This window comes from Aciduricibacillus chroicocephali, from assembly GCF_030762805.1.
GTDB classification, from domain to species: Bacteria; Bacillota; Bacilli; order Bacillales; family Amphibacillaceae; genus Aciduricibacillus; species Aciduricibacillus chroicocephali.
Genome location: NZ_CP129113.1, coordinates 1,676,510 through 1,700,114 on the forward strand (window position 1 = coordinate 1,676,510; position 23,605 = coordinate 1,700,114).

At 42.4% G+C, this 23,605-nt stretch carries 25 protein-coding genes, 1 riboswitch and 1 other annotated feature; of the genes, 3 read left to right on the forward strand and 22 right to left on the reverse strand.

Translation table 11 applies throughout. The features are described 5' to 3' along the window. Positions 1–60: 60 nt before the first annotated feature. Positions 61–759, forward strand: coding sequence for a lytic transglycosylase domain-containing protein (locus QR721_RS08845; protein WP_348026070.1), 699 nt, complete (start codon positions 61–63; stop codon positions 757–759). Between the two features lie 50 nt (positions 760–809). On the opposite strand, the gene QR721_RS08850 is transcribed toward QR721_RS08845, so the two are convergent. The 4 genes from QR721_RS08850 to QR721_RS08860 all read right to left on the reverse strand — a co-directional run bounded on the left by QR721_RS08850 (position 810) and on the right by QR721_RS08860 (position 3,508). Next, positions 810–1,895: a M42 family metallopeptidase gene (locus tag QR721_RS08850; protein WP_348026072.1), complete on the reverse strand. Its 1,086-nt coding sequence runs from the start codon at positions 1,893–1,895 to the stop codon at positions 810–812. A 54-nt stretch (positions 1,896–1,949) separates the two neighbouring features. Beyond that, a complete protein-coding gene (locus QR721_RS08855) occupies positions 1,950–2,435 on the reverse strand; it encodes a dUTP diphosphatase (RefSeq protein ID WP_348026074.1) in 486 nt (161 codons plus the stop codon). A 473-nt stretch (positions 2,436–2,908) separates the two neighbouring features. After that, positions 2,909–3,022, reverse strand: coding sequence for an aspartyl-phosphate phosphatase Spo0E family protein (locus QR721_RS13910; protein ID WP_431189541.1), 114 nt, complete (start codon positions 3,020–3,022; stop codon positions 2,909–2,911). Positions 3,023–3,349: 327 nt separating this feature from the next. Continuing rightward, positions 3,350–3,508: a hypothetical protein gene (locus tag QR721_RS08860; RefSeq protein WP_348026076.1), complete on the reverse strand. Its 159-nt coding sequence runs from the start codon at positions 3,506–3,508 to the stop codon at positions 3,350–3,352. Positions 3,509–3,525: 17 nt separating this feature from the next. Beyond that, a riboswitch (cyclic di-GMP riboswitch) is annotated at positions 3,526–3,612 on the reverse strand. Between the two features lie 265 nt (positions 3,613–3,877). On the opposite strand from QR721_RS08860, the gene QR721_RS08865 reads away from it, so the two are divergent. Continuing rightward, complete coding sequence (locus QR721_RS08865) at positions 3,878–4,390, forward strand: GNAT family N-acetyltransferase (RefSeq protein ID WP_348026078.1); 513 nt, start codon at positions 3,878–3,880, stop codon at positions 4,388–4,390. A 138-nt stretch (positions 4,391–4,528) separates the two neighbouring features. Here QR721_RS08865 and QR721_RS08870 read toward each other — a convergent pair whose 3' ends face one another. After that, positions 4,529–5,380, reverse strand: coding sequence for an SMI1/KNR4 family protein (locus tag QR721_RS08870; RefSeq protein WP_348026080.1), 852 nt, complete (start codon positions 5,378–5,380; stop codon positions 4,529–4,531). A gap of 230 nt (positions 5,381–5,610) precedes the next feature. On the opposite strand from QR721_RS08870, the gene QR721_RS08875 reads away from it, so the two are divergent. After that, the gene (locus QR721_RS08875; protein ID WP_348026082.1) at positions 5,611–5,832 is read left to right on the forward strand and encodes a hypothetical protein; all 222 of its coding nucleotides are present in this window, start codon (positions 5,611–5,613) and stop codon (positions 5,830–5,832) included. Between the two features lie 162 nt (positions 5,833–5,994). Here the strand turns inward: QR721_RS08875 and QR721_RS08880 are convergent, their stop codons facing one another. From QR721_RS08880 to mdh, 17 genes are all read right to left on the reverse strand, one after another. Beyond that, the gene (locus QR721_RS08880) at positions 5,995–6,411 is read right to left on the reverse strand and encodes a hypothetical protein (protein ID WP_348026084.1); all 417 of its coding nucleotides are present in this window, start codon (positions 6,409–6,411) and stop codon (positions 5,995–5,997) included. Between the two features lie 132 nt (positions 6,412–6,543). After that, positions 6,544–7,161, reverse strand: coding sequence for a cell wall hydrolase (locus tag QR721_RS08885; RefSeq protein ID WP_348026086.1), 618 nt, complete (start codon positions 7,159–7,161; stop codon positions 6,544–6,546). Positions 7,162–7,443: 282 nt separating this feature from the next. Next, entirely contained in the window at positions 7,444–8,034 is a 591-nt protein-coding gene (locus QR721_RS08890) for a TVP38/TMEM64 family protein (protein ID WP_348026088.1), read from the reverse strand. 115 nt (positions 8,035–8,149) lie between these two features. Then, on the reverse strand, positions 8,150–8,509 hold the full coding sequence (rplT, locus tag QR721_RS08895) for a 50S ribosomal protein L20 (RefSeq protein WP_348026090.1): 360 nt from the start codon (positions 8,507–8,509) through the stop codon (positions 8,150–8,152). 78 nt (positions 8,510–8,587) lie between these two features. Next, a complete protein-coding gene (gene rpmI / locus QR721_RS08900; protein WP_348026092.1) occupies positions 8,588–8,779 on the reverse strand; it encodes a 50S ribosomal protein L35 in 192 nt (63 codons plus the stop codon). Between the two features lie 31 nt (positions 8,780–8,810). Further along, positions 8,811–9,317, reverse strand: coding sequence for a translation initiation factor IF-3 (gene infC, locus QR721_RS08905; RefSeq protein WP_348026094.1), 507 nt, complete (start codon positions 9,315–9,317; stop codon positions 8,811–8,813). A gap of 123 nt (positions 9,318–9,440) precedes the next feature. Continuing rightward, positions 9,441–9,565: a sequence feature (ribosomal protein L20 leader region), on the reverse strand. A gap of 76 nt (positions 9,566–9,641) precedes the next feature. Continuing rightward, a complete protein-coding gene (thrS, locus tag QR721_RS08910) occupies positions 9,642–11,588 on the reverse strand; it encodes a threonine--tRNA ligase (protein ID WP_348026099.1) in 1,947 nt (648 codons plus the stop codon). 426 nt (positions 11,589–12,014) lie between these two features. Next, complete coding sequence (gene dnaI, locus QR721_RS08915; protein WP_348026101.1) at positions 12,015–12,947, reverse strand: primosomal protein DnaI; 933 nt, start codon at positions 12,945–12,947, stop codon at positions 12,015–12,017. Between the two features lie 23 nt (positions 12,948–12,970). Next, a complete protein-coding gene (locus tag QR721_RS08920) occupies positions 12,971–14,320 on the reverse strand; it encodes a replication initiation and membrane attachment family protein (protein WP_348026103.1) in 1,350 nt (449 codons plus the stop codon). A gap of 24 nt (positions 14,321–14,344) precedes the next feature. Next, positions 14,345–14,830: a transcriptional regulator NrdR gene (nrdR, locus tag QR721_RS08925; protein ID WP_348026105.1), complete on the reverse strand. Its 486-nt coding sequence runs from the start codon at positions 14,828–14,830 to the stop codon at positions 14,345–14,347. A gap of 232 nt (positions 14,831–15,062) precedes the next feature. Beyond that, positions 15,063–16,073 (reverse strand): glyceraldehyde-3-phosphate dehydrogenase, encoded by a 1,011-nt coding sequence (locus QR721_RS08930; protein ID WP_348026107.1) that lies wholly within the window; start codon positions 16,071–16,073, stop codon positions 15,063–15,065. Positions 16,074–16,148: 75 nt separating this feature from the next. After that, positions 16,149–16,757: a dephospho-CoA kinase gene (gene coaE, locus QR721_RS08935; protein WP_348026109.1), complete on the reverse strand. Its 609-nt coding sequence runs from the start codon at positions 16,755–16,757 to the stop codon at positions 16,149–16,151. A gap of 11 nt (positions 16,758–16,768) precedes the next feature. Next, complete coding sequence (gene mutM / locus QR721_RS08940; RefSeq protein WP_348026111.1) at positions 16,769–17,596, reverse strand: DNA-formamidopyrimidine glycosylase; 828 nt, start codon at positions 17,594–17,596, stop codon at positions 16,769–16,771. Between the two features lie 14 nt (positions 17,597–17,610). Further along, on the reverse strand, positions 17,611–20,250 hold the full coding sequence (gene polA / locus QR721_RS08945) for a DNA polymerase I (RefSeq protein ID WP_348026113.1): 2,640 nt from the start codon (positions 20,248–20,250) through the stop codon (positions 17,611–17,613). A gap of 154 nt (positions 20,251–20,404) precedes the next feature. Then, complete coding sequence (gene pnpS / locus QR721_RS08950; protein ID WP_348026115.1) at positions 20,405–21,775, reverse strand: two-component system histidine kinase PnpS; 1,371 nt, start codon at positions 21,773–21,775, stop codon at positions 20,405–20,407. Next, complete coding sequence (locus QR721_RS08955) at positions 21,772–22,464, reverse strand: response regulator transcription factor (RefSeq protein ID WP_348026117.1); 693 nt, start codon at positions 22,462–22,464, stop codon at positions 21,772–21,774. The genes pnpS and QR721_RS08955 overlap by 4 nt, the downstream gene beginning before the upstream one ends. A 202-nt stretch (positions 22,465–22,666) precedes the next feature. Continuing rightward, positions 22,667–23,605 carry a malate dehydrogenase gene (gene mdh / locus QR721_RS08960; RefSeq protein WP_348026119.1) on the reverse strand — a complete coding sequence of 313 codons (939 nt, stop codon included), beginning with the start codon at positions 23,603–23,605 and terminating at the stop codon, positions 22,667–22,669.

The window sequence follows — 23,605 nt, forward strand, 5'->3', positions numbered from 1 at the left end:
AATGGCTATTGCCTTTCTCATGATTTGAAAGTAAACTGGATGCATAAGGAGGGCAAAAAGTTGGATATTACAAATTTACAACCATTAACACAGGCACCTGCCATGAACGGTGTTGCTGCTCTAGCCGACGATCAGTCGACTACTATGAATTCATCTTCTGGAATGTCATTCAAGGAGCTTTTGCAGTCAAATATTGAACGTGCGATTGCGATGACCGCAGCAGGCGTACTTACTGGAGGCAGTAGCGGATCACCATTCATGTCAGCAATGCGCTCTGCTCCATTCTCTTCAGGCAGTGCTGTTTTGCCTTCCGCACCGTCCGTTTCAGCCAGCTCGGCAGCAAGTGCATATAAGAAGACAGCGTCTGCTGCATCTTCAGCTCCCGGAAATATTTCGAGTATTGTAAGTGAAATGGCTCAGAAATACGGAGTCGATCCGAATCTCATCCATGCTGTCATCAAGCAAGAGTCGAATTATAACCCGAATGCCAAGAGCGGTGTCGGTGCACAAGGATTGATGCAGCTTATGCCAGGAACAGCTCGTTCACTTGGTGTACTCAACCCCTTTGACATGAAGCAGAATATCGAAGGCGGTACAAAATATTTGAGCCAAATGCTGAAGAAATACGGCGGAAAAGTCGAAACAGCACTGGCAGCTTATAATGCGGGGCCCGGTAATGTGGACAAGTATGGCGGCATTCCTCCATTCAGTGAAACACAAAATTATGTACGAAAAATCATGGATAACTATCTTGCCTGATAAATACAAAAACCCTCGGAGAGTCAATTCTCCGAGGGTTTTTCTATATCTTAGGCAAGGCCGATTTCTGTGACCTTGTCGCGATCAAGGCGTTTTACTGCTTCAACAATCAGTTTCACTGTGTTTTCAAAGTCATCACGATGCAAGATTGCCGCATGTGAGTGAATGTAGCGAGTTGCAATCGTAATTGACATTGTCGGTACACCGTTATGTGACAAATGGATAGAACCTGAGTCCGTTCCGCCCCCTGCCATTGATGTGTACTGATAAGGAATATCAAGTTCATCCGCAATACCAACGATGAAGTCACGAACACCTTTATGAGAAATCATAGATGCATCGTAAAGTACGAGCTGCGGTCCTTTGCCCAGTTTGCTGTCCGCATCCTGTGGTGAAATGCCAGGTGTATCACCAGCGATACCAACATCAACACCAAATGCAACATCCGGATTAATCAAGTGAGCAGCCGTCTTCGCACCACGCAAGCCAACTTCTTCTTGAACTGTACCAACGCCATAAACAACGTTTGGATGTTCTTCATTTTTTAAGCGCTTCAGTACTTCAATTGCAATTGCACAACCAATACGGTTATCCCATGCTTTTGCAAGAAGCATTTTTTCATTTTTCAATTGAGTGAACTCAAAGTATGGCACGACTGAATCTCCAGGGCGAACGCCAAACTCTGCAGCTTCTTCTTTGCTAGAAGCACCGATATCGATGAACATGTCTTTAATATCAACTGGCTTCTTGCGCGCTTCAGCAGACAGGATATGCGGCGGTTTTGAACCAATGACACCTGTTACATCACCTTTGGATGTTAGAATTGTCACACGCTGAGCAAGCATGACCTGATTCCACCAGCCACCAATTGTCTGGAAGTAGATGAATCCCTTGTCGTCGATACGTGTTACCATGAAACCGACTTCATCAAGGTGTCCCGCAATCATCACTTTCGGACCATTTGCATCCCCTGTTTTTTTCGCAATCAAACTGCCGAGATTATCAGTGACAATTTCATCAGAGAAAGGCTTAATGTAACGTTCCATCACGTCGCGTGCTTCTTTTTCATCACCTGAAATGGCCCGAGCATCTGTCAGGTCTTTCAGCATTGTCAAAGTTTCATCCATTTTTGTCATTGCAATTCCTCCTTATGGTCCAATCATTAAGATACCCGTTTTTCAATGCGAAAATCAGTACCCTTCATCCTGTCGTTCAAAGTTAACCCGATTTTTCTCATAGTATGCAGACTGTACTTCTTCCTCTGTGAAGCCAAGCAATCGGCCCAACAAAAGAAATTCAGCAAAAAGCGCTTCATACTGAGACTGTTCAGGCTTCTCCTTGAATACAAGCGTGCTTGCGAATACTTTGTTAAACTGCCCTGTAAGGTCCGTTTCACAATTGCTCGCTTCAGCACCATCAAATGTAAGACCTTTCATCAATCCTAGTGACATGATGAAATGAACATTGTCAACATACTCCTCTAGAATGACAGACTTTTCATTTGCCGGTTTATTGCTCCAAAACTTGAAACAACGTGTCTCGTTTGCAAGTTCTCCAAGCTCCACAAAAAGGGCCAGAACCTTCTCTTCAAATAGATTACGGTCCTGGAGAGCATGCTGTTCCACTATGTACATATCCAATTTATGCTGCATATCAAATAACGGCTTCCAGTCCATCAATTTCACCTCTTTTACCAGCAATCGGAAAAATTGCTTCTACTTACTTATTGTAATTGTTGATCAATTCGGAGTAAAGTATTTAGTCTTGTGAGACCTTGTAAATCAAGGGTTCACACTTCCAACAAAGTATAAACTGACTTACCTCAATTGTTTTAATAATTGATCAGACACAAGAACAACAATTCATTAGGCATCTTTATCCAATCTTCCCAAAGAATTTGTTACTAAGATCATATCAATTCCTTAAAAATTTAGCTAATTTATTACAATTAGCAAAGATATAGACTTTGGAGCTTTATGAAGAAAAGGATTGCGGAAATAATCGAGCTAGAGAAGTTCAGAACTTAAGTATAAGCAAATTGTGTTAATGGTTATTGGTGAATTAAAAAAGCCCCTGCCTAATAGGAAGGAGCTTTTCTATATTAGTAAAAAAGTTAACTTACATTATATATGGCCAAAGGACCGTAAACTCAATGACATTTATAGTGTGTTTTTTGATATTCTGCAATAAGTGTATCCAACTCTTGAGATACTCTTAACGCCTTTCGTGAATTAATCCCATTATTTTTTATAGCTCGTATCATTTGCTCACGCTTGTTTTCGAGCAGCTTCTTTAGTTCCTCCACTTGATGAATATCCTCCCAGAATGTAAATGAAAAAGCCGTATATATATTGATTTTTGAAATAGTTTAAAAATCAATATATAGATCATTTTGAACGAGTAGATATTAAGCAAGGCACGCTAGAATTCCCCAAAAGGTTTTCCAAGGCACATACTTCAGTATCTATTAGAACAGGTATGTATATTGCTTTAAAACATAATGTTTTCTCTCGTTGCTTCATAAATCACTCCATAACAATTGACCGTATGGACTGGTTACAAGTTCAACTCATGCAAATACATTCCTGATTCATTCTCTTAATACCGCTACTCGATAGCCAACCATTTGTTCAGAGTTTTCATTTGACCAACAAAGCAATTTCCTCTTTAGATCAAATTCAACCATTTTCAAATTCTTGGCCAATGAACCGATTACAGCTGTTTCATTAAGCATCTGAACCCTTTTCAATTTCTCAAGCCTCCACTTGAGGCAACCAAGCTATCATAGTCCAAAAAGACCTTAGACCTTTGGCTTTGCGTCCTGGCTTTTCAACCAGTTTGCTTTTCACGTTTTCTTTGGATTGTACCCCTTAATCGTTTAAAAATCAAGACCTTTCACTATTTTCAAGTAATACAGTCTATTAAGTTTTGTTATAAATCAATAATCGAGATTCTAAGCTGATTTAACCTTGTAAATATAGCAAAATTTTACAGATAAATAGTATAGTGTTTTCAAAATTAAGGTTAAAAAGGAAGGTATTATCATTTATAATATATAAGATATATACCTAAAAAATTGAATTTTATGAGTTACATATAATGAAAAGTTCATAACGAGGTGGTTTATTTGCATATTCGAATTTTGAATAAAAGTGATTCCAATCTTTATCAAACATTACGTTTGCAGGCGTTATTAGTTAGCCCTGAAGCTTTCGAATCAACATATCAAACAGAAGTCAATTACACACAAGATGCCATTTCTGCTCACCTTTCACCTACCGACGAAAAATTTATCCTCGGTGCGTTTAATGATAATAATGCTTTGGTCGGAATGGTAACTTTCAGCAGAGAAAGCGATCCAAAAACAAGCCATAAAGGAAGTGCTCTAAGTCTTTATGTAGCACCTGAGGTCAGAAAGCAAGGATTCGCCAAGTTGCTCATGGAGGAACTTATTAAAAGAGGAAAGAACCTTGAAGGTTTGGAGCAAATCAATTTAACAGTAGCATCTGAAAACCTTCCTGCTAAAAATCTTTATCTGTCATTAGGTTTTAAAACATTTGGAGTTGAGAGAAACTCTTTTAAATTTAACGGTAAATATTATGATGTTGATCTGATGGACATATTCGTTTAGCTACCTCTTCAATTTAACTAGGAAAGCAGTCATTATGGATCTATTTCAAATCATCATCGTTTTCCAGGCATGCCTGAAGATTGATTCGTCCATTGTATAATTAAAAGACTGGCAGCTTTGTTCACTACCAGTCTTTTTTTATGCCTTTACAACGTTATCCAATTTTCTTTGTATACGTTTCCCTAGACGTTGAGCAATAGTATCGGGTTCACCTTCGAAATCGAGGCTCACCATTATCTTCTCGACTATTTCCTCCAAGTCTTTGATTGGCCAGTTCACAGCTGGCTCTATTTTTAACTTTATCAATACAACTTCACCGACAGTCCGGGATATTTCATCAATATCTAGAATATCGACTGTTTTAAGGCATTGACCCACAAACCAGTCTATATCGCCTTTCTCTTTGGCGAACTGCTCAAGTCCTGCAGAAATATAAAAGAGATCCTCACCTTCTTCGATATAATCCTCCAGTTCCTTCTTCGTATATACACGATCAAATTCATCGTCAAAGTCATCCTCAAAATCATCGTCATCAAGTTCCTCTGGCTCTTTCAAAAGCTTCAAGAATTTTTGAAAATTATCAGCCATTTTTTTAGGCTTTCCGCTATTATCAGAAATATAAAAGATGGCAGGATTATCTCCATCATAGTTTCTATAATCAAATGCCAACCATTCATGGCCGTCTCCGGCAAACAATACAAAGTCTTTATCAATCTCCCACTCTTCAGTGAGATATGGAGATTTACCAATCCCATCTTCCAAATCAATTCCCATTATGGATTCTACAAGCATTTCATCGTCAGGAAGTTTTTCTGAATGCAATACTCTATATGCCAACGTTCCCCCATTTTTCACTCTCATCAAAGAGACATATGACTCAGGTAATTTTACTCTGAGTTTCTTTTCGACTTGGATTAGTGTATCATCTGTAAGCTCCTCCAGAGTCTCATGGTCAATATCCATATCAGTGTCAAATATGTAATCATGCATGTCTTAAACTCCTCCCAATAATAGCGTTATTGTTATTTTAATTAACTCACTAATTATTTTCAGAAGATTCCCTTAATCATTCTTCACAATTTAAATGTACATCTCTTATGGATTCGAAGTTTCTTATCTTCTTCATACTTTAAAATTTGGTTACAACTTACACAATGAGGAGATCATAAGTAGTAAACAGATTTAAAAGAAACTTCATAAATCAAGGAGATGGATTAAAGATGGATATGCAAAAAGGATATGCAGTGGTTATTAAACGTGGCGAAGAGACGGTACGTGTTCTTCCTGTAGAAAATCGACACGGAACAAACCATGATATCAACCTTGTTTCGTATTTGCATGACAAAGGCTATGATGTAAACGATCTGTATAGAAGAGGAAAAAGCGTTTATTTTGGGAAGTTTGAAGATGGAGTCTTTACAAGTTTGGATCAGATTATTTAATTCCCCCTATCTTTACAACGTTTAATAAGGGCGGATTTAAAATATTGCAGCAGAAAAAACGATAATATTTTTGCTGCTCGTATTTCCCGCCTTAATTTTTATTCGTAAAGAATCTCACCTTATGTGAATAATTTATAAAGATAAAGCACCACATGGGTGCTTTTATAAATGAACCGATTCTGATACATCGATAACAGTTTTATGTACGGTATCCAAATCCAACCCAAACTTTTCCCCTGTGAGCTTGGCACATTCTTCATCACAATAATCTTGGGCAAATAATTTATTGAAATAATCGTGTACAGCCAAATCCGTTTTATCTATGTTTTTTCTTTTCTGTATATATGTAAGTTGTTGCGCATTCAATTCCGGGGTAAGACGACTTGCAGAAGCACTGAGGGAAATCGGTTTTCCTTCTTCCACTTTCCATTTAAAAATCCTTTTAAGACCTGAAACCCAATAAACAAATTTAACTTCGTTTCCATTACATTGCCAAGTGCCTTCGGAGTATTCTGACTCCAAACGCTCACGTATTGTTTTGCCACTTGCTAGGCGATAATTTTTTACCTCACCGAGCATTTTATTCCCCCTCCCTTTCTCTATTATCCCTTTTTTACAGTTTATTTACAAGTTTTTATTTATTTGGTATATTAATACAACAAAACACCAGGCTTATCGTCCGCAAACGATAAAGCCTGGTGTTCTTAAAAGTTATTTAGCAAAAAGATGATTCCCTATATTAATGACTGCTTCTCTTGTGAATATCCAGTCATCAGTTGCAATCTCCGGATTATAGTAATATACAGATCCATGTGTCGGATCCCAGCCTTTCATAGCATCCATTACTGCCTGGTATGCATAGCCGGCCGGGGAAAGGTCATATTGTCCGTCATACACAGCTGTAAAAGCGTTCGACTGGAAGATTACGTCATGTGTGCTTCCTGGAAACTCCGGTGATTCCAGTCTGTTCAGAATGACTGCAGCTACTGCAACTTTTCCCTCGTATGATTCCCCACGGGCCTCTCCATGAACAACTTTTGCCATCATTTCAATATCATTCAGCTTCTGCTGAGTCAATGGACCGACAAAACCTGTTGGCGAGATACCTGTATCTTGCTGGAATTGCTTAACAGCATTTTTAGTAACCGGACCATAATATCCTGTCGCCTGATCTGCGAAGTAGCCAAGTTTTTTTAAGTTTTCCTGTAAATGCAAGACAGCTTGTCCCTGTTTACCTTCACTTAAAGATTCCTCAGCAAATGCTGTTCCTGGAATATAAATAAACAATATAGCAAAAAGTCCAAACAATATTTTATTATGTAATTTCAAAAAAGCACTCCTTCCAAATTTTAGATTCTATTGCTATTATACAAATAACAATTAAAACTTCAATTAATACAGCTAACATCTAAGTTACGTTTTAATTACAGAGATTTATTTATCTGTATCCAGTCATATATTTTGCTTACTTCTTTAAAAATCATTCAAACATTTTAGATGTTAACTTAAGAATTGGAGCACTGTACAATCCTTAAGCTACAGATTGAATTCTCTGCCTCTTAATCGGTGCTCCAATAACTTATTTATTTTGTATTATATACTTTCTTTCGTTCAACTCTGCGATCTAGCTGGCTCAGCCTGAGCAAATTCCTCCCAGCCGATTACTGTCGGTTCTTTTTTTCTCATTTTTATAAGCACAACTGCGAATCCGATAACAAGGGTGAAGGTAGCAATTGGCGGCAGCTTCGTAATCCAGCCGCCGAATGCGGTGTAAATGAAGGCTAGTGGAATATTCGTATAGAAAGACTGTTTTGCATAGTCTTTGAAGTCTGTTGTAATGTCATAGAGGCAAAGAGACAATAAATAAAAATGCATAAATGGCAACAATCGCAATACCGCGATTTGCATTGCTGTTGGATTCCTCTCGCTCCCAATAAGCCTTGCTTTAAGCTTCTCAATCTTCTTAAAAGGCTTAGGCAGCAGTGTCCGCAACCTATAGAAGACGAGGCTTGATAAAGTGACACCGATCAGCGAATAGACCGTGCCCCAGATTGAGCCGAACAGCAATCCCCCTGTCAGACAGATCAATATGACCGGAACGAACAAAATCGGTCGGATTACATGAAGAATGATGAAGCAGACCGGAGCCCAGATTCCTGCTGTTTCAATAAAATGCATGCTGCGTTCATATAGCTGTTCCACAAGCTGCTCTCCTCTCGGCTTATTCTATGCTGCAACTCCATTGTATGAGCAGTTGTACAGTCCAATGCAAAAAGACAGCTTCCCAGTATTCTAGGAGGCTGTCTCTTTCATTCAATTACTTCTGCAAAGCAGCTTTAGCTTGCTCAGCGAAAGCAGAGAATGCTGCTGCGTCATGAATCGCAAGGTCAGAAAGCATCTTACGGTTTACTTCGATGCCAGCAACTTTAAGACCATGCATCAATTTGCTGTAAGAAAGACCGTTCAAGCGAGCTGCTGCGTTGATACGAGCAATCCACAATTTGCGGAATTCGCGCTTCTTCTGTTTGCGGTCACGGTAAGCATATTGACCAGATTTGATAACCTGTTGTTTAGCAACTTTAAATAGAGCGTGCTTGGAGCCGTAGTAGCCCTTCGCAAGTTTAAGTACGCGTTTGCGGCGTTGGCGTGTGACTGTTCCACCTTTTACACGTGGCATAGTAATTCCCTCCTGAGGCGTTCGTAAGTTTTATTTTGTCTTGCATTAAGTATTGTGTCAGTTCAGCTCATGTTCCGATTAAGGAAGCATGTTTTTGATGCGCTTGAAGTCACCAGAAGAAACGACTGCGCTCTTACGGAGCTTGCGCTTTTGCTTCTGTGATTTGTTTGCAGCCAAGTGGCTAGTGTAAGCGTGTGAACGCTTCAATTTGCCAGTACCTGTTCTTTTGAAACGTTTCGCTGTACCTCTGTGTGTTTTCATTTTAGGCATGAGATTTTCCTCCTTGTTTGCTTAAAGCAATTTATTGTTTCTCGGCAATTGGAGCAAGCATGATGAACATGTTGCGTCCTTCCATCTTCGCTTTGGATTCGACAGTTGCGACATCCTTCACTTCTTCAGCTAGACGGTCGAGAACTTCCTGTCCGAGTTCCTTGTGAGTGATAGCACGGCCGCGGAAACGGACTGCCGCTTTCACTTTGTCACCATTCTCTAGGAACTTGCGTGCATTGCGGAGCTTCGTGTTGAAGTCATGATCACCGATACCCGGTGTGAAACGGACTTCCTTCACGTTAATGATCTTCTGGTTCTTGCGTGCTTCTTTATCTTTCTTCTGCTGCTCGTAACGGAACTTTCCGTAGTCCATGATGCGGCATACGGGCGGTTTTGCGTTAGGTGCAACAAGCACGAGGTCCAGATTACGTTTAGACGCAATTTCAAGGGCTTCCACACGGGATTTAACTCCAAGCTGGTCACCGTTTGAATCGATCAGTCTTACTTCACGAGCACGGATTTTTTCATTGACGTTCATATCTTTGCTAATAGTCAGCCACCTCCGAAAATTTTAAAGAAAAACTACTGGCATTCGAATGCCCAGCCGTTTTAAAAAGCGACTTTCTGCAACAAAGAACAAGCAGCATGTATCTCCTTTTGGGAAAATAAAAAAGTGCAGGCGCAATGCACCCACACTTCTATTAGCCAAAGGAATAGAATTTGAAAACCAGTCAACGATGCAGAGCATGTTGATCAGGTGAGAAGCGGGTGCTTCTGCTTGTTTCTAAGTTCGTATGCTTTTTTAACAACACTCAATACTTTACCAGAAGCACGCAATCCTGTCAACAGCCTTTTTGACTGATTAGTTCTGGCGAGCACCTTTGTTGCTGATTTCTTCTTTAATAAGAGAAACGAAATCATCAGCCTTCATTGTTTCTGTCTCTTTCTGACCATAGCGTCGTACATTGACACTATCAGATTCCATCTCCTGGTCTCCGAGCACTAGCGCAAACGGAATCTTCTTAGTCTGCGCTTCACGAATCTTGTAGCCAAGCTTTTCATCACGCTCATCGATAGATACCCGAATCCCTTCATGGCGAAGCTGATCAGCAATCTTCTCAGCATAATCATGATGAACATCTAGAGAAACCGGGATGATTTTCACTTGATGAGGTGCAAGCCATGTAGGGAATGCGCCTTTATATTCCTCAAGCAGATATGCTACAAAACGTTCCATTGTTGAGACGACACCACGATGAATAACGACTGGGCGATGCTTTTCTCCATCTTCCCCAATATACGTAAGGTCGAAACGTTCCGGAAGCAAGAAATCAAGCTGTACTGTAGAAAGTGTCTCTTCTTTACCGATTGCAGTCTTCACCTGAACATCAAGCTTCGGTCCGTAGAATGCTGCTTCGCCTTCAGCTTCATAATATTCAAGGCCCATCTCATCAACTGCATCTTTAAGCATGCTTTGAGCTTTTTCCCACATTTCATCATCATCGAAATACTTCTCTGTATTCTCAGGGTCACGATAGCTTAGACGGAACTTGTAATCAGTAATATCAAAGTCTTTATAAACTTCAAGGATGAGTGACAATACGCGCTTAAGCTCGTCTTTAATCTGATCCGGACGTACGAATGCATGTGCATCATTCAAAGTCATCCCGCGTACACGCTGCAGTCCGGATAGCGCGCCGCTCATCTCATAACGGTGCATTGTTCCGAGTTCCGCAATACGGATCGGCAATTCACGGTAGCTGTGCATTTCATTTTTGTAAACCATCATATGGTGCGGGCAGTTCATTGGACGAAGGACAAGTGTCTCATTATCCATCTCCATTGGCGGGAACATATCCTCCTGATAATGATCCCAGTGACCGCTAGTCTTGTACAGTTCAGAGCTACCAAGTACTGGAGTATACACATGGTTATAACCGAGGCGTTCCTCAAGGTCAACGATATAGCGCTCGATTGTACGGCGGACAGTCGCACCGTTCGGCAACCAGAGCGGCAAACCTTGTCCGACCTTCTGGTTGACTGTGAAGATGCCAAGTTCCTTGCCGAGTTTGCGATGATCACGCTCTTTGCGTTCCTCAAGAATGCGCAAATGTTCTTTCAGTTGTGCTTCTTTTTCAAACGCTGTTCCATAAACACGCTGCAACTGTTTATTGTTGCTGTCTCCGCGCCAGTATGCACCTGAGATGGAAAGCAATTTGAACGCCTTGATTTTACCTGTAGAAGGAACATGGACACCGCGGCAAAGGTCAAAGTAATCATCCTGCTTGTAAATTGTAATCTCCTGATCTTCAGGAATAGCTTCGATGAGCTCGACTTTCAGCTTGTCACCAATTTCCTCAAACATCTTGATCGCTTCTTCACGTGTTACCGGGATACGTTCAATTTCGATATTCTGGTCGATGATGCGTTTCATTTCCTTCTCAATTTTTGGAAGGTCTTCAGGTGTAATTTTATGTTCCATATCCATGTCGTAGTAGAAGCCTTCTTCAATGACGGGACCGACACCGAACTGGACATCTTTGTAGAGACGCTTCACTGCATGGGCCATCAAGTGTGCTGTCGAGTGGCGCATAATTTCAAGACCATCCTGATCGCGGTAAGTGATGATTGCAATTTCTCCGCCTTGATCGAGAGGACGACGCAAATCTACGAATTCACCATTCAATTTAATCGCTAGTGCCTGCTTTTTCAATCCTGATGAGATGGAGGCTGCAATCTCTTCGCCAGTAATACCTTGCGGGAAACTCTTTGAAGCACCATCTGGGAAAATAATATTAACTTCACTCATTGTCTACACTCCTTTTTATTTGGAAAATCAAAAAACGCCCGTCTCTTTGCCTATTAAAAGACAAAGGGACGAGCGCTGTACTCGTGGTTCCACCCTGATTCCCATGCTAAAAGAAACCTTCGCATGGCTCATAAAATCCGTAACGTGGATGAGGCGCTGCCAATTTTGCTAAACAAGCTCCCAAGGCAGGGTTCCGAGGCGGTAATCATCTATATACACGCAGGAAGCTTACAGCCAAGGCTCCCCTCTCTTAAGCGTTAGTGACAGATCATCATGTCCTCTTCATAACCGTAATATAAAAGAATCTGATGCCTATTATAGACCCGTATTTTGCCGAAATCAAGGGGGATCGTGAATTTGTTGCAATGAATTTAAATAAATAAGTCAGACATTGATTTTTTCAACCAACTGACTGACCTTCTCATTTTAACCGTCTCTCCGATTACGCCCTTCAACTTTAACTTCCTTCGTCACCTGTTTGATTCGCTCAATGATACGCAAGGCTTTCACTTCTTCCACCTTACCACGCGTTTCAGCGAGCTGGCTTTCAAGCATTTCCATGCTGAAGTTCGATGTGAAGAAAACAGGGAGGCCTTCCATCATCCGATATTGAAGAATAGAACCGAGGATTTCGTCACGGAACCAGGCAGACTGTGTTTCCGCTCCGATATCGTCCAGCATAAGGACATCCGCTTGTTTGAAGTAGTCGATCTTCTTATTCAGCGTTCCATCATTAATGGAATTTTTCATTTCCCGGACAAATTCCGGCATGTAAATGAGCATGGAAGAATAACCGAGCTCTTTCAAATAGTTTGCCGCCGCTCCAAGAAGAAATGTCTTACCAATACCGAATGAGCCATAGAAATAAAGCCCTTTCTTCGGCAATGCCTCTTTCGCTTCAGCCAGGAACTGACTGAGCTGCACAATAGCATCCTTACGTGTTCCTTCACCTTGATCAATTCCCTCTAGTGTTGCATTCAGAATATCTTTCGGCATGTAAAGGCTTGATATAAGCTTTTCTTGATCGCTGCGCTTCTCATGATCAATTCGACTATGGCATTTCTCATAGGAAAGATGGACTTCACCATTTTCCACATGCAGGATTGGCGAATAGCCTTTCACCATGTTGATGCAATCGCCATAGCATTTGCATCGGTCACATTGCTTGGACTGCGTTCTGTATTCATGGAATTTGATCAAGTTCTTCTCAATGTCCCGATTCGTCAATTCAGGGTGCAAAGACAAAAACTCCCGGATTTCCGGGTCATTTAGCACTTCATTCCGTACCTTATCATAGTGCTCTTTGAAATTTTCGTTCTGGCGCATCCACTTTTTCAATGATGACTGCACTGGTTCCATTTCGGAAATCCCTCCTTTCCAGTTCAATTCTTCTGAATGAGTTGGTTGAGCACATTGGCAATCTCAGCTTGGTTCTGCTGCTCATCCTTTGGACTTGACGACTGCTGTATATCATCCCCGGAAGCTTTCTTACGGATCCAATCCGGGACTACTTCTTTTTTAACATTGCGTGAATAATAATTTTTCGAGCCGCTTTTCTTTTCCTGTGGCGGATTCATTGCTTTCTTTGCATATTCAATCGCTTCTTTTGCTGTCTTCAACTTGGCACGGGACCAATTGCTCGCAATTTTTTCGAGGTATGCTTTCGGAAGCTTCATATCCTTCTGGAGAAGCGTATAGTGAATCAGTACATTCATAACCGGTGCTTCAAGACCCTGTGCTATCATGATATCACTAATCATGCGCAAATCCTGACGAGAAGCGCTATTTCCGTTCGAAAAATCCTCCAGCAGTTCCCGAGGGGTCATTGTTTCAAATTTATAAAGTAACGTTCCTTTTCTACCTTCAATTTTAGTAGCTTCCTTGGCGGCAGAATTTGCCGGAAGCTGTTCCGGAACAGGTTTCGCCCGTTCTCCCTGCCGTGCATTTTCATCCGCAAGATCAAGGCATGCTTCACTGAATTTCTTTTGGTCAATTTCATTCTCTTCTGTCAAAGCCCAATAAATCGCCTTCTCCAGTTCGATTACATGGAGTCCATGCAAGGATGCCATCTGCGAAATGACACGACGATTGCCTTCACTAAGAATCTTGCTGTACGGAAGCATCTGTTGCTTCAGACTTTGTGCCAGCCAGTTAAAGTCCACAATATCCTTTGAAGTACGCGGTCCTCTCTCAACCTTTTCCTGCTTGCTTCCATTGACTGGAGTATAGCCGGAAATCTTCTTCCCAAACACTTCATCGAATGTCGCCGTCACTTCTGTATCCTGCTCCGTCCGCTGGCGTTTCGGCATGACAAGTGTTTCAAGATGGCTGAACTTATGCTCACCAAGCTGTTGGAGAAGCATTCCAGCAAGTGCTGCTTCTTTGAAAAATGCAGCTGGAGCAAGCGGTGGAAGCAATTCATAATGAAAAATACGTACGCCACTGCTTTCTCCCTCGAATGTTCGGAGAAGGCCAAGCGCTTCCAGCTTCAGACGTGCTTCATATATTTGATCAAGAGGCAAGTTGAGATAATTCATCAGATGGTGATGTGTCTTTGGAGCGGCTGATGGAAAAACAGTTTCATCAAGCAGCGTGCGATAGAGTGCAACTGCTTCAATGCCAGAAAGCGGTTGATACAGATGCGAAAGTGAAAAACTGTAGTTCACCGGTGCTTCTTCGATGATACATACTTGATAACCCTCACCGGGCAGCAGTTTGCCAACAAAATTCATGACCGTACTTCCCCTCCGCTAAAATCAGTCTTCATCCTGTACGTTTCTGTTCTGTTTATTCGAGTTGGCTATTTCCTTCAGTTCGTCGAGGAATACGGATATATCCTTGAACTGTCTGTAAACGGAAGCGAAACGCACATATGCGACTTCATCAATATCGGATAGGCGGTCCATGACAGCTTCCCCGACCATTTGCGACTGGACTTCCGCCTGTCCGCGGCTGCGCAGTTCTTTCTCGACTTCCAACGCTAGACCCTCGATTGCATCAATCGGTACCGGCCTTTTCTCACAAGCCTTAATCAGGCCGCGTACAAGTTTGTCACGGCTGAATGCCTGGCGATTGCCATCTTTCTTCACAACGATGAGCGGCATTTCCTCCACTCGTTCAAAAGTCGTAAACCGGAATCCGCAACGTTCACATTCACGGCGCCGGCGAATTGTCTGTCCCTCTTCAATTGGCCTTGAGTCCAGAACTTTGGTGCTTTTGTGGCCGCAATTGCTACATTTCATCCGATCCAACCCCACGTTCTTAAAATTTGGCCTCCGATTCCTATGTAAAACCGGCAAACCGTCTGTTCTCTATTCTACCACGTTTCGACACCTTCTGAAACAGTGCACAAACAAACAGAAGACTTTGGAAAAATGATTTCAGGAATGACGGATTTCACCAAATCTATTTTAAGTTTTTCAGCCAAAAGAAAAACACGGATACTATACAGCATCCGTGTTTATATTAAAAGAATTACGCGTTCAATTGTTTTGCTACATGTTTAGCAAGGTCAACGACACGAGCTGAATAGCCCCACTCATTGTCATACCATGCAAGTACTTTTACTTTATTGTCTTCCATTACGATTGTAGACAATCCATCAACGATTGCAGAATGTGTTGTTGTTGTGAAATCGATTGAAACGAGTGGCTCTTCAGTGTAACGCACGATGCCTTTCAATTCGCTTTCAGCAACTTTTTTGAATGCTTCGTTTACCTGCTCAGCTGTAACATTTTCTTCTACGTCAACAACAAGGTCAACTAGTGAAACGTCAGGAGTCGGTACGCGCAAAGCAAGACCGTGCAATTTACCATTCAGATGCGGCAATACTAGACCGAGCGCTTTCGCAGCACCAGTAGATGTTGGAATGATGGACTGAGTGCAGCCGCGTGCTCGACGAAGATCCTTATGCGGATTGTCCAAGTTCTTCTGGTCGTTTGTGAATGCATGAACAGTTGTCATAAGACCATTTTTGATTTTGAAGTTGTCATCAAGTACTTTAACAACTGGAGCCAAGCAGTTCGTTGTGCATGAAGCGTTGGAAATGACTGTGTCTCCTGCTTCAAGAGTATCGTCGTTGACACCCATTACGATCGTACGGTCAACATTTTTACCAGGAGCAGTCAAAACGACTTTCTTCGCACCTGCTTCAACGTGCTTCATTGCACCGTCCTGAGAGTTGAATTTGCCTGTTGCTTCGATAACAAGCTCAACACCAAGATCTTTCCAAGGAAGTTTTTCCGGTTCGCGGGAGTTTGTCTGGACGACTTTTTTGCCATCTACTTCAATACCATCTTCAACAGCTTTCACTTCACCGTCAAAGATACCGTGAACACTATCGTACTTGATCAAATGTGCAAGTGTTTCTGCCGGATAGCTTGCATTGATCGCAACAACATCAAATGCATCGTCCTTAATAATCTGGCGGAATACCATTCTTCCAATTCGTCCAAATCCATTAATTGCTACGCGCGTTTTGCTCATTTCTCTTCCTCCTGTATATCGCATCTTTGTGAATATCTGAAATGAGTATAACACATTCCTCTTAAATGTGTCATATTAACTTCCGTGCAAAATTCCCCAGTTCTGCAGGATAAGTTGCAGTTGCTCATATGTCTCATGTTTACTTCCATTATTGTTAATTACAGCATCTGCGAGCTCTGCCTTTTCCTTCACTGGCATTTGTACTCTAATTCGCGATTCAGCTTCCCGCTCCGTATAGCCATCACGCTCCATGAGACGGCGCAGTTGAGTCTCATGATCGGCGTAAACAACGATGATCTTATCAACATATGCTTGCAAGTTGCTTTCAAAAAGCAGCGGAATATCAAGAACAACTGCCTTTTCTCCTCTTTTCACGTAAGCATCTCGGCGGCTTGTCATAAGACGGCGTACTTCTGGATGGACAATGTCATTCAATTGCTTACGCTTCTCTTCATTAGAAAAAACGACCTTGCCGAGACGCTTGCGGTCAAGCGTACCATCTTCAAGCAGCATTTTCTCTCCAAAAACTCGGACAATCTCAGCCAGTGCGGGCTGTCCGGGTTTTACTACTTCACGAGAAAGTTTATCCGCATCAATGACCGGAATGCCAAAGTCATCAAACATCAATGAAACCGTACTTTTACCGCTGGCGATGCTGCCAGTCAGGCCGATTACACAGGTCATGCATTCCACCTCTATTTCTTCTGGCATTTTGGACAAACATGCGTGCCCCTGCCGCCGACTTTTGATTTCTCAATTGGTGTACCACACGTTTTGCACGGTTCATTTTCTTGTCCATATACATACAGTTCTTGTTGAAACATCCCCATATCGCCCTGGCTATTCACATAGGAACGGATTGTCGTTCCACCCATTGCTACAGCTTCTTCAAGCGTTTCAATCGCTTTTTCGCGTATAATGGCAGCTTGTTTCTTTGTAATCTTTCCAGCTCTTCTCAGCGGATGCACACCGGCTTTATGAAGTGTTTCATCAACATAGATGTTCCCAAGTCCTGTCACGATTGTCTGGTCAAGCAGTACTGGCTTGATATAACGATCTGTCCGTTTCAGCTTTTGCCAGAAATAATCCAAAGTGAAATCATCATCAAACGGATCAGGGCCGAGTTTCTTAAGCGGTTCATTTATGAACTCTTCACCTTTTGGCCATAGATGCATTGTTCCAAACTTGCGGACATCGTTATAGCGCAATTCTTCTCCATTTGTGAATTTAAACACGATATGTGTATGCTTCTTCACCGATTCTTCACTTGGGACGACTGTATATTTTCCTTCCATCCGTAAATGGGAGACAAGAATATCATCATCTAACTCAAACAGTAAATACTTACCTTTGCGACCGATATCTCGGACTGTTTGGCCCACAATCTGCTTACGGAACAGTTCCGGGTCACGCGGATGCTTAATAATATTCGGCCAGTCTATCTGTACATCTTCTATCTGTTTGCCGAGAACGAAGCGTTTCAAAGTCTGTCTAATTGTCTCTACTTCCGGCAATTCGGGCATCTTTCATTTCTCCTCTACTTGGCGTCGAACCAGCTGTTGCCGTATGCGGAATCCGCCCGGAGCGGCACAGCGAGTTCCACTGTATGTTCCATCGTTTCCGGTACGATTTTTTTCAAAATCTCGAGTTCTTCCTCTGGTGCTTCAAGAATTAATTCATCATGTACTTGCAACAGCATGCGTGCCTGCAGTTTCTCTTCCTTTAATCTAGCGTGCAGATCAATCATCGCCTGCTTAATAATATCAGCGGCAGATCCTTGAATCGGCGTATTCATCGCTGTCCGCTCCGCGAAGCTGCGCTTATTAAAGTTACGGCTTGTAATATCAGGCAAATAACGACGGCGCTTCATCAATGTCGTCACATAGCCTTTATGCTTCGCTTCCTGGATGCTCTCTGTCATGTAATTCTGCACACCCGGATAACTCGCAAGATATCTATCGATGAATTGCTTTGCCTCTTTTCTCGTAATACCAAGGCTCTGAGAAAGCCCATAATCACTAATTCCATAAACAATTCCGAAGTTGACTGCTTTTGCCTGGCGACGCATATTCGATGTCACTTCGTCTTGGCTAACGTGGAAAACTTCCGCAGCTGTCTGCGTATGGATATCGAGATCGTCCTGGAACGCTTTTATCAATTTCTCATCATTCGCTATATGTGCAAGGACACGCAACTCAATCTGCGAATAGTCCGCCGCAAACATGATCCAGCCTTCTTTAGACGGCACGAAAGCCTCGCGAATCTTACGCCCTTCTTCAAGACGAACCGGGATGTTTTGCAAGTTTGGATCAATTGAGCTGAGTCTTCCTGTCTGTGTCAGTGCCTGATTGAATCTCGTATGAATTTTGCACGTATCCTTATCTACTACTTTCAGCAGACCTTCAATATACGTAGACTGCAATTTGCCAAGTTGGCGATACATGAGCAGCTTCGGGATGATTGGGTGCGCTTGTTCCAATTGTTCAAGGACATCAGCAGCTGTGGAATAGCCCGTCTTTGTTTTCTTGATTACTGGAAGTCCAAGCTTTTCAAATAATATGGGTCCGAGCTGTTTCGGGGAATTGAGATTGAACTCCTCTCCCGCAAGCTCGTACACTTCCTGTTCAAGCTGGCTGATCCGCTCCTTTAAGTCCTCGCCCATTGCCTTAAGGCGGCCTGTATCAACACGAACACCGTCATGTTCCATCTCGCCGAGAATGAGCGCAAGCGGCAGCTCAAGATCCTGCAAGAGATCCAACTGTTCATTCTCTTCCAGTTTCTCTGCGATTTGTGGTTCCAATTTTGCCAATGCGTTCGCTTTTCTAACTAGATGCTCATGAAATATATCAGCTTCAGGAATACGGAGTTTCGCACCCTTCCCATATACCTCTTCATCAGTACGTACATCTTTGATTCCGAAGCGGTGTGCGATGACCGGAATATCGATATGGTTTTCCGCTGGATCAAGTACATAAGCTGCAAGCAGCATGTCAAACTCAATCCCTTGCAAATCAATGCCATGATTAAGCAAGGCCACTTTCGTTTTCTTTGCATCAAAAACAATTTTCTTCTTGTCCGGATTTTCCGCCCATTGCTTAAAACCGTCAGAAGATAATGCACTATCTGCAGGCAGCATATAAGCGCCCTTTTCATCTGCAACGGCGATCCCCTGTATCGGTTCTTTATGATAGTTGTCTCCAAGCAGCTCAACAATCAACGCTGAACGGTCACTGAACAATCCTGTTTCTATTTCTGTCATTGTCTTAAATTCAATGTCTGCTAGCTCTTCAAGTTCTTCTGGTTCCAGCTCATCTGCCCCTTGAACCTTATTTAAGAGCGAGTTAAAACCGAGATCCTTGAATGCTTCTGCAAGCTTCTTCGGATCATAGCCTTGATATACCGCATCTTCAAGTCCAATTTCAATTGGAGAATCCCGTTTGATCGTAACAAGCTCCCGGCTCATGAATGCATCTTCTTTATGATTCTCAAGGTTTTCTTTCAGCTTCTTACCACTTACCTCGTCAAGCGATTCATATACAGCATCAAGTGTGCCAAATTGTTTTATCAATTTAACAGCCGTTTTCTGACCGACTCCTGGAACTCCTGGAACATTATCGGAGTTATCTCCCATAAGGGCCTTCAGATCAATGACCTGTTCAGGAGTCACTTCCATTTTCTCTTCCAGGAAGCTTGGTGTATATTTTTCAACATCCGTAATCCCTTTTCTTGTAAGGCTCACCGTTGTCTTATCAGAGACTAGTTGCAGCATATCCTTATCCCCAGAGATGACCGTGATATCCCAATCTCCAGATTCAGCTTCAGCCGAAAGTGTTCCGATAATATCATCCGCTTCATACTGAGGCAGCTCATAATGCTTAATATCAAATGATTTAAGAAGATCCTTCAAAACCGGGAACTGCTCAGACAGTTCAGAAGGTGTCTTCTGGCGCCCGCCTTTATATTCGCTGTAAGTTTCATGGCGGAAAGTTGTTTTTCCAGCATCGAAGGCAACGAGCATATGTGTCGGCTTTTCTTCATCAAGAATTCGCATAAGCATTGTTGTAAAGCCATACACAGCGTTCGTGTATACACCTTTGTCATTATTCAGAAGTGGCAGGGCAAAGAATGCCCTATAAATGATACTGTTCCCGTCGATAAGGACCAATTTATTTTTCATATAAGAAATCCTCCTGTGCTTCGCATTTCGGCGTACTTTTGATCTGACTCCATTCTACCATTTTTCCTGTCCGAAATGAAAAGAACAGGCGTTTGAAAGTCCTGTTACATTATGGCTGTCTCCATGCAAAAAGAGCGCACTCGCAAGTACGCTCTTATCTTTTCCCGGGAATGTTAATTGTAAAGACAGAACCCTCCCCAGGAACGGAATGCAATTTTATATTACCTTTATGAAGTTCTACAATATGCTTGACGATCGCAAGTCCAAGACCAGTTCCTCCAGTATTGCGGCTTCGTGCTTTATCAACACGATAGAAACGTTCGAAAAGACGTGGAATTGCTTCTTCCTCAATACCGATTCCTGTATCCTCCACCTGCATGATAAGTTCGGAATCCACTTGTACTCGCAGCTTCACATCTCCGCCTTCAGGTGTGTAATTGATCGCATTGTCAAGGAGATTGATCATTACCTGTTTAATACGCTCTCTATCAAATACAGCCTCAGCCTCTTCTTCAACCTCTACTGTGAGACGAATCTCCTTTTTCTCAGCTTTATGCCGAATCAGCGGTTCTATTTCTTGAACTAGCGCCGCCAGTTTGACCTTTTCCGCAGAAATTTTAAACCCGTCATTTTCAAGGCGTGATAGAGTCAGAAGGTCATCAATGAGGAACTGCAAGCGGTTGCTTTCATCATATATGATTTTAAGGAACTCCTGAAGCGCCTCCGGATCGTCCATTGCACCGTCAAGAAGTGTCTCGGCAAATCCCTTAATGGATGTCATCGGCGTCTTCAGTTCATGTGAAACGTTGGCAACAAAATCTTTGCGCATGACTTCAAGTTTCTTCAACTCACTAATATCATAAAGGACAAGTACTGCGCCTCTCAATTGTGTCCTTTCATTGAAAATCGGCACACCGACAATTTCAAGGAAAACCTCCTTGAGCAAATCTTTCCGGATGACAAACTGGGATTTAATATTCGATTCATAGAGAAACGTTTCTTGCACGAGCGTATGTATTTTCTCATTATTGATTACATCATAATACAGGTGACCATGATATGCCTTTGTCTGCTTTCCAAAAGTGTCAGTGAATTTGCGATTCACATAATGGATATAGCCTTTTTCATCAATGAGAACCAATCCGATTTCTACATTATCAACGATAGTCGCAAGCTGTTCCTTCTGCATCTGCTCATGTATGGAAAGCTGACTCAGATTCCTGGCAAGAGAATTGATTTTATCATTAAGGTCGCTCATTTGTCCTGAGGCCGGCTGATGAATTCTTGCGCGGAAATCCCCTTTGACGAGTCTGTCTACTGTTTCAATCGTCTTATCAAGCGGCTTGATGTAACGTTCCGACATGTGCAGGAGGATGATGATGAGAACGATGAGTTGGATAGCAATGACCGGAATCAGCATATAAATATCCGCATCGGCTCGCCAAAGCAAAACACCTACTGTGATTGTCAGTAAAAGAAGGCCAAGAACATAATTGCGGAGCGGCCTTTCAAAAACGGCTTTCATGCGATCGGTTCTTCGATCTTGTAGCCAAGACCGCGAATTGTTTTAATATAGTCAGGACGTCTCGTATTCGTCTCAATCTTGTCACGCAGGTGGCTAATATGGACATCGACAATCCTTGTATCTCCTACGAAATCATAATTCCATACTGCGAGCAGCAGCTGATCGCGTGTAAGTACCTTTCCTTTATGCTGCGCAAGGTAGAAAAGCAGCTCGAATTCCTTACGAGTGAATGCCAGGATTTTTCCATTTAGTTCAGCTTCATAGCGTTCAGGATAAATATACAAGTCGCCAACCTGAATCTGCCCATCTGCCCGTGCCGGTCTGTTCACTCGACGCAAGATTGCCTTTATGCGAGCTACGACTTCTTTCGGACTGAACGGCTTCGTCAAATAGTCGTCGGCACCAAGTTCAAGTCCGAGGATCTTGTCCAGTTCTTCTCCCTTTGCTGTTAGCATAAGAATCGGTGTTTCTATTCTGTTCTGACGCAATGTCTTGCAAACTTCCATTCCATCAAGCTCCGGCAACATGAGATCTAGAACAATTAGGTCATAATTGCCAACGAGCGCCTTTTCTACCGCAATCTTGCCATCATTCGCCGTGTCTGTATGAAAACCGGCTTTCTCTAGATTGAATTTCAGCAATGTTACGATTGATGCTTCATCATCCACGATCAGGATCTTCTCATTCATGACTGAAACCTCATTTCTATCATTTTTTACAATTCCTATGCATTCATCATACATGTAAAACATTATTAATAGAATAGTCTGGCTCCATGTTAAAAAAAATTAACAGAACGTCTGAACGGAATCCTTTAAAAATACATTGCCAACACGTCCGCTACAAAAGTATAACCAATATAAAAGAGACAGCGGAGCCGCTGTCTCTTCTTTAATGAATCATATTCAATACTTTGCTTACAGAATCAGCTGATTTATCGAGTGCAGCTTTCTCATCGTCTGTCAGGTCCAGCTCAATAATCTTCTCTATGCCATTGCCTCCCAAGATAACCGGTATTCCTAGATAGAGATCGCTGTAACCATATTCACCATCCAGATAAGCGATTGCTGGCAAAACGCGACGCTGGTCTTTTAGAATGGCCTCTACCATGACAGTAAGAGCCGCTCCTGGGGCATAATAAGCACTCCCGCTCCCAAGCAGACTGACAATCTCACCGCCGCCTTTGCGTGTACGCTCGACAATCGTATCGAGCCGCTCCTTCGAGATTAGCTTCTCGACCGGAATGCCTCCGACAGACGAGTAGCGAATGAGCGGAACCATTTCATCGCCGTGGCCTCCAAGTACAAATCCTGTTACATCCTTAACTGAAACATTGAGTTCCTGTGCAATAAATGTCCGGAACCGTCCAGTATCAAGAATGCCGGATTGGCCAATAACCCGTTCTTTTGGAAAACCGGTTTCCTTGTAAATCGTGTAGGTCATGGCATCAACAGGGTTTGACAAAACAATGATAATTGCATCGGGTGCATGCTTCTTGATCTCTCCTGCAACTGATTTCATGATATCCGCATTTGTGCTGACAAGGTCATCACGGCTCATGCCAGGTTTACGGGCAATACCTGCTGTGACAATGACAATGTCCGAGTCTGCTGTCTCAGCATAATCAGCTGTGCCGATAATCCGGGTATCAAATCCCTGAATTGGACTTGCCTCAAGCATATCGAGCGCTTTTCCTTTTGCAGGACCTTCCATATCGGGAATATCGACGATCACGACATCGCCGAGTTCCTTCTGGGCAATCATGAGTGCAGCTGTCGCTCCGGTAAAACCCGAACCGATAACAGAAATCTTTCTTCTCCTCAAGCTCAC

Bases quoted from the DNA above. Each gene is read 5' to 3' on its own strand.
- QR721_RS08920 (WP_348026103.1), bottom strand. From the start codon at position 14,320: ATGAATTTTGTTGGCAAACTGCTGCCCGGTGAGGGTTATCAAGTATGT.
- rplT (WP_348026090.1), bottom strand. From the start codon at position 8,509: ATGCCACGTGTAAAAGGTGGAACAGTCACACGCCAACGCCGCAAACGC.
- QR721_RS08880 (WP_348026084.1), bottom strand. From the start codon at position 6,411: ATGCTCGGTGAGGTAAAAAATTATCGCCTAGCAAGTGGCAAAACAATA.
- QR721_RS08855 (WP_348026074.1), bottom strand. From the start codon at position 2,435: ATGGACTGGAAGCCGTTATTTGATATGCAGCATAAATTGGATATGTAC.
- QR721_RS08870 (WP_348026080.1), bottom strand. From the start codon at position 5,380: ATGCATGATTACATATTTGACACTGATATGGATATTGACCATGAGACT.
- thrS (WP_348026099.1), bottom strand. From the start codon at position 11,588: ATGAGTGAAGTTAATATTATTTTCCCAGATGGTGCTTCAAAGAGTTTC.
- polA (WP_348026113.1), bottom strand. From the start codon at position 20,250: ATGAAAAATAAATTGGTCCTTATCGACGGGAACAGTATCATTTATAGG.
- pnpS (WP_348026115.1), bottom strand. From the start codon at position 21,775: ATGAAAGCCGTTTTTGAAAGGCCGCTCCGCAATTATGTTCTTGGCCTT.
- rpmI (WP_348026092.1), bottom strand. From the start codon at position 8,779: ATGCCTAAAATGAAAACACACAGAGGTACAGCGAAACGTTTCAAAAGA.
- nrdR (WP_348026105.1), bottom strand. From the start codon at position 14,830: ATGAAATGTAGCAATTGCGGCCACAAAAGCACCAAAGTTCTGGACTCA.
- QR721_RS13910 (WP_431189541.1), bottom strand. From the start codon at position 3,022: ATGATACGAGCTATAAAAAATAATGGGATTAATTCACGAAAGGCGTTA.
- QR721_RS08955 (WP_348026117.1), bottom strand. From the start codon at position 22,464: ATGAATGAGAAGATCCTGATCGTGGATGATGAAGCATCAATCGTAACA.
- QR721_RS08930 (WP_348026107.1), bottom strand. From the start codon at position 16,073: ATGAGCAAAACGCGCGTAGCAATTAATGGATTTGGACGAATTGGAAGA.
- QR721_RS08850 (WP_348026072.1), bottom strand. From the start codon at position 1,895: ATGACAAAAATGGATGAAACTTTGACAATGCTGAAAGACCTGACAGAT.
- QR721_RS08875 (WP_348026082.1), top strand. From the start codon at position 5,611: ATGGATATGCAAAAAGGATATGCAGTGGTTATTAAACGTGGCGAAGAG.
- coaE (WP_348026109.1), bottom strand. From the start codon at position 16,757: ATGACCTGTGTAATCGGCCTGACTGGCAGCATCGCCAGCGGTAAAAGT.
- dnaI (WP_348026101.1), bottom strand. From the start codon at position 12,947: ATGGAACCAGTGCAGTCATCATTGAAAAAGTGGATGCGCCAGAACGAA.
- infC (WP_348026094.1), bottom strand. From the start codon at position 9,317: ATGAACGTCAATGAAAAAATCCGTGCTCGTGAAGTAAGACTGATCGAT.
- mutM (WP_348026111.1), bottom strand. From the start codon at position 17,596: ATGCCCGAATTGCCGGAAGTAGAGACAATTAGACAGACTTTGAAACGC.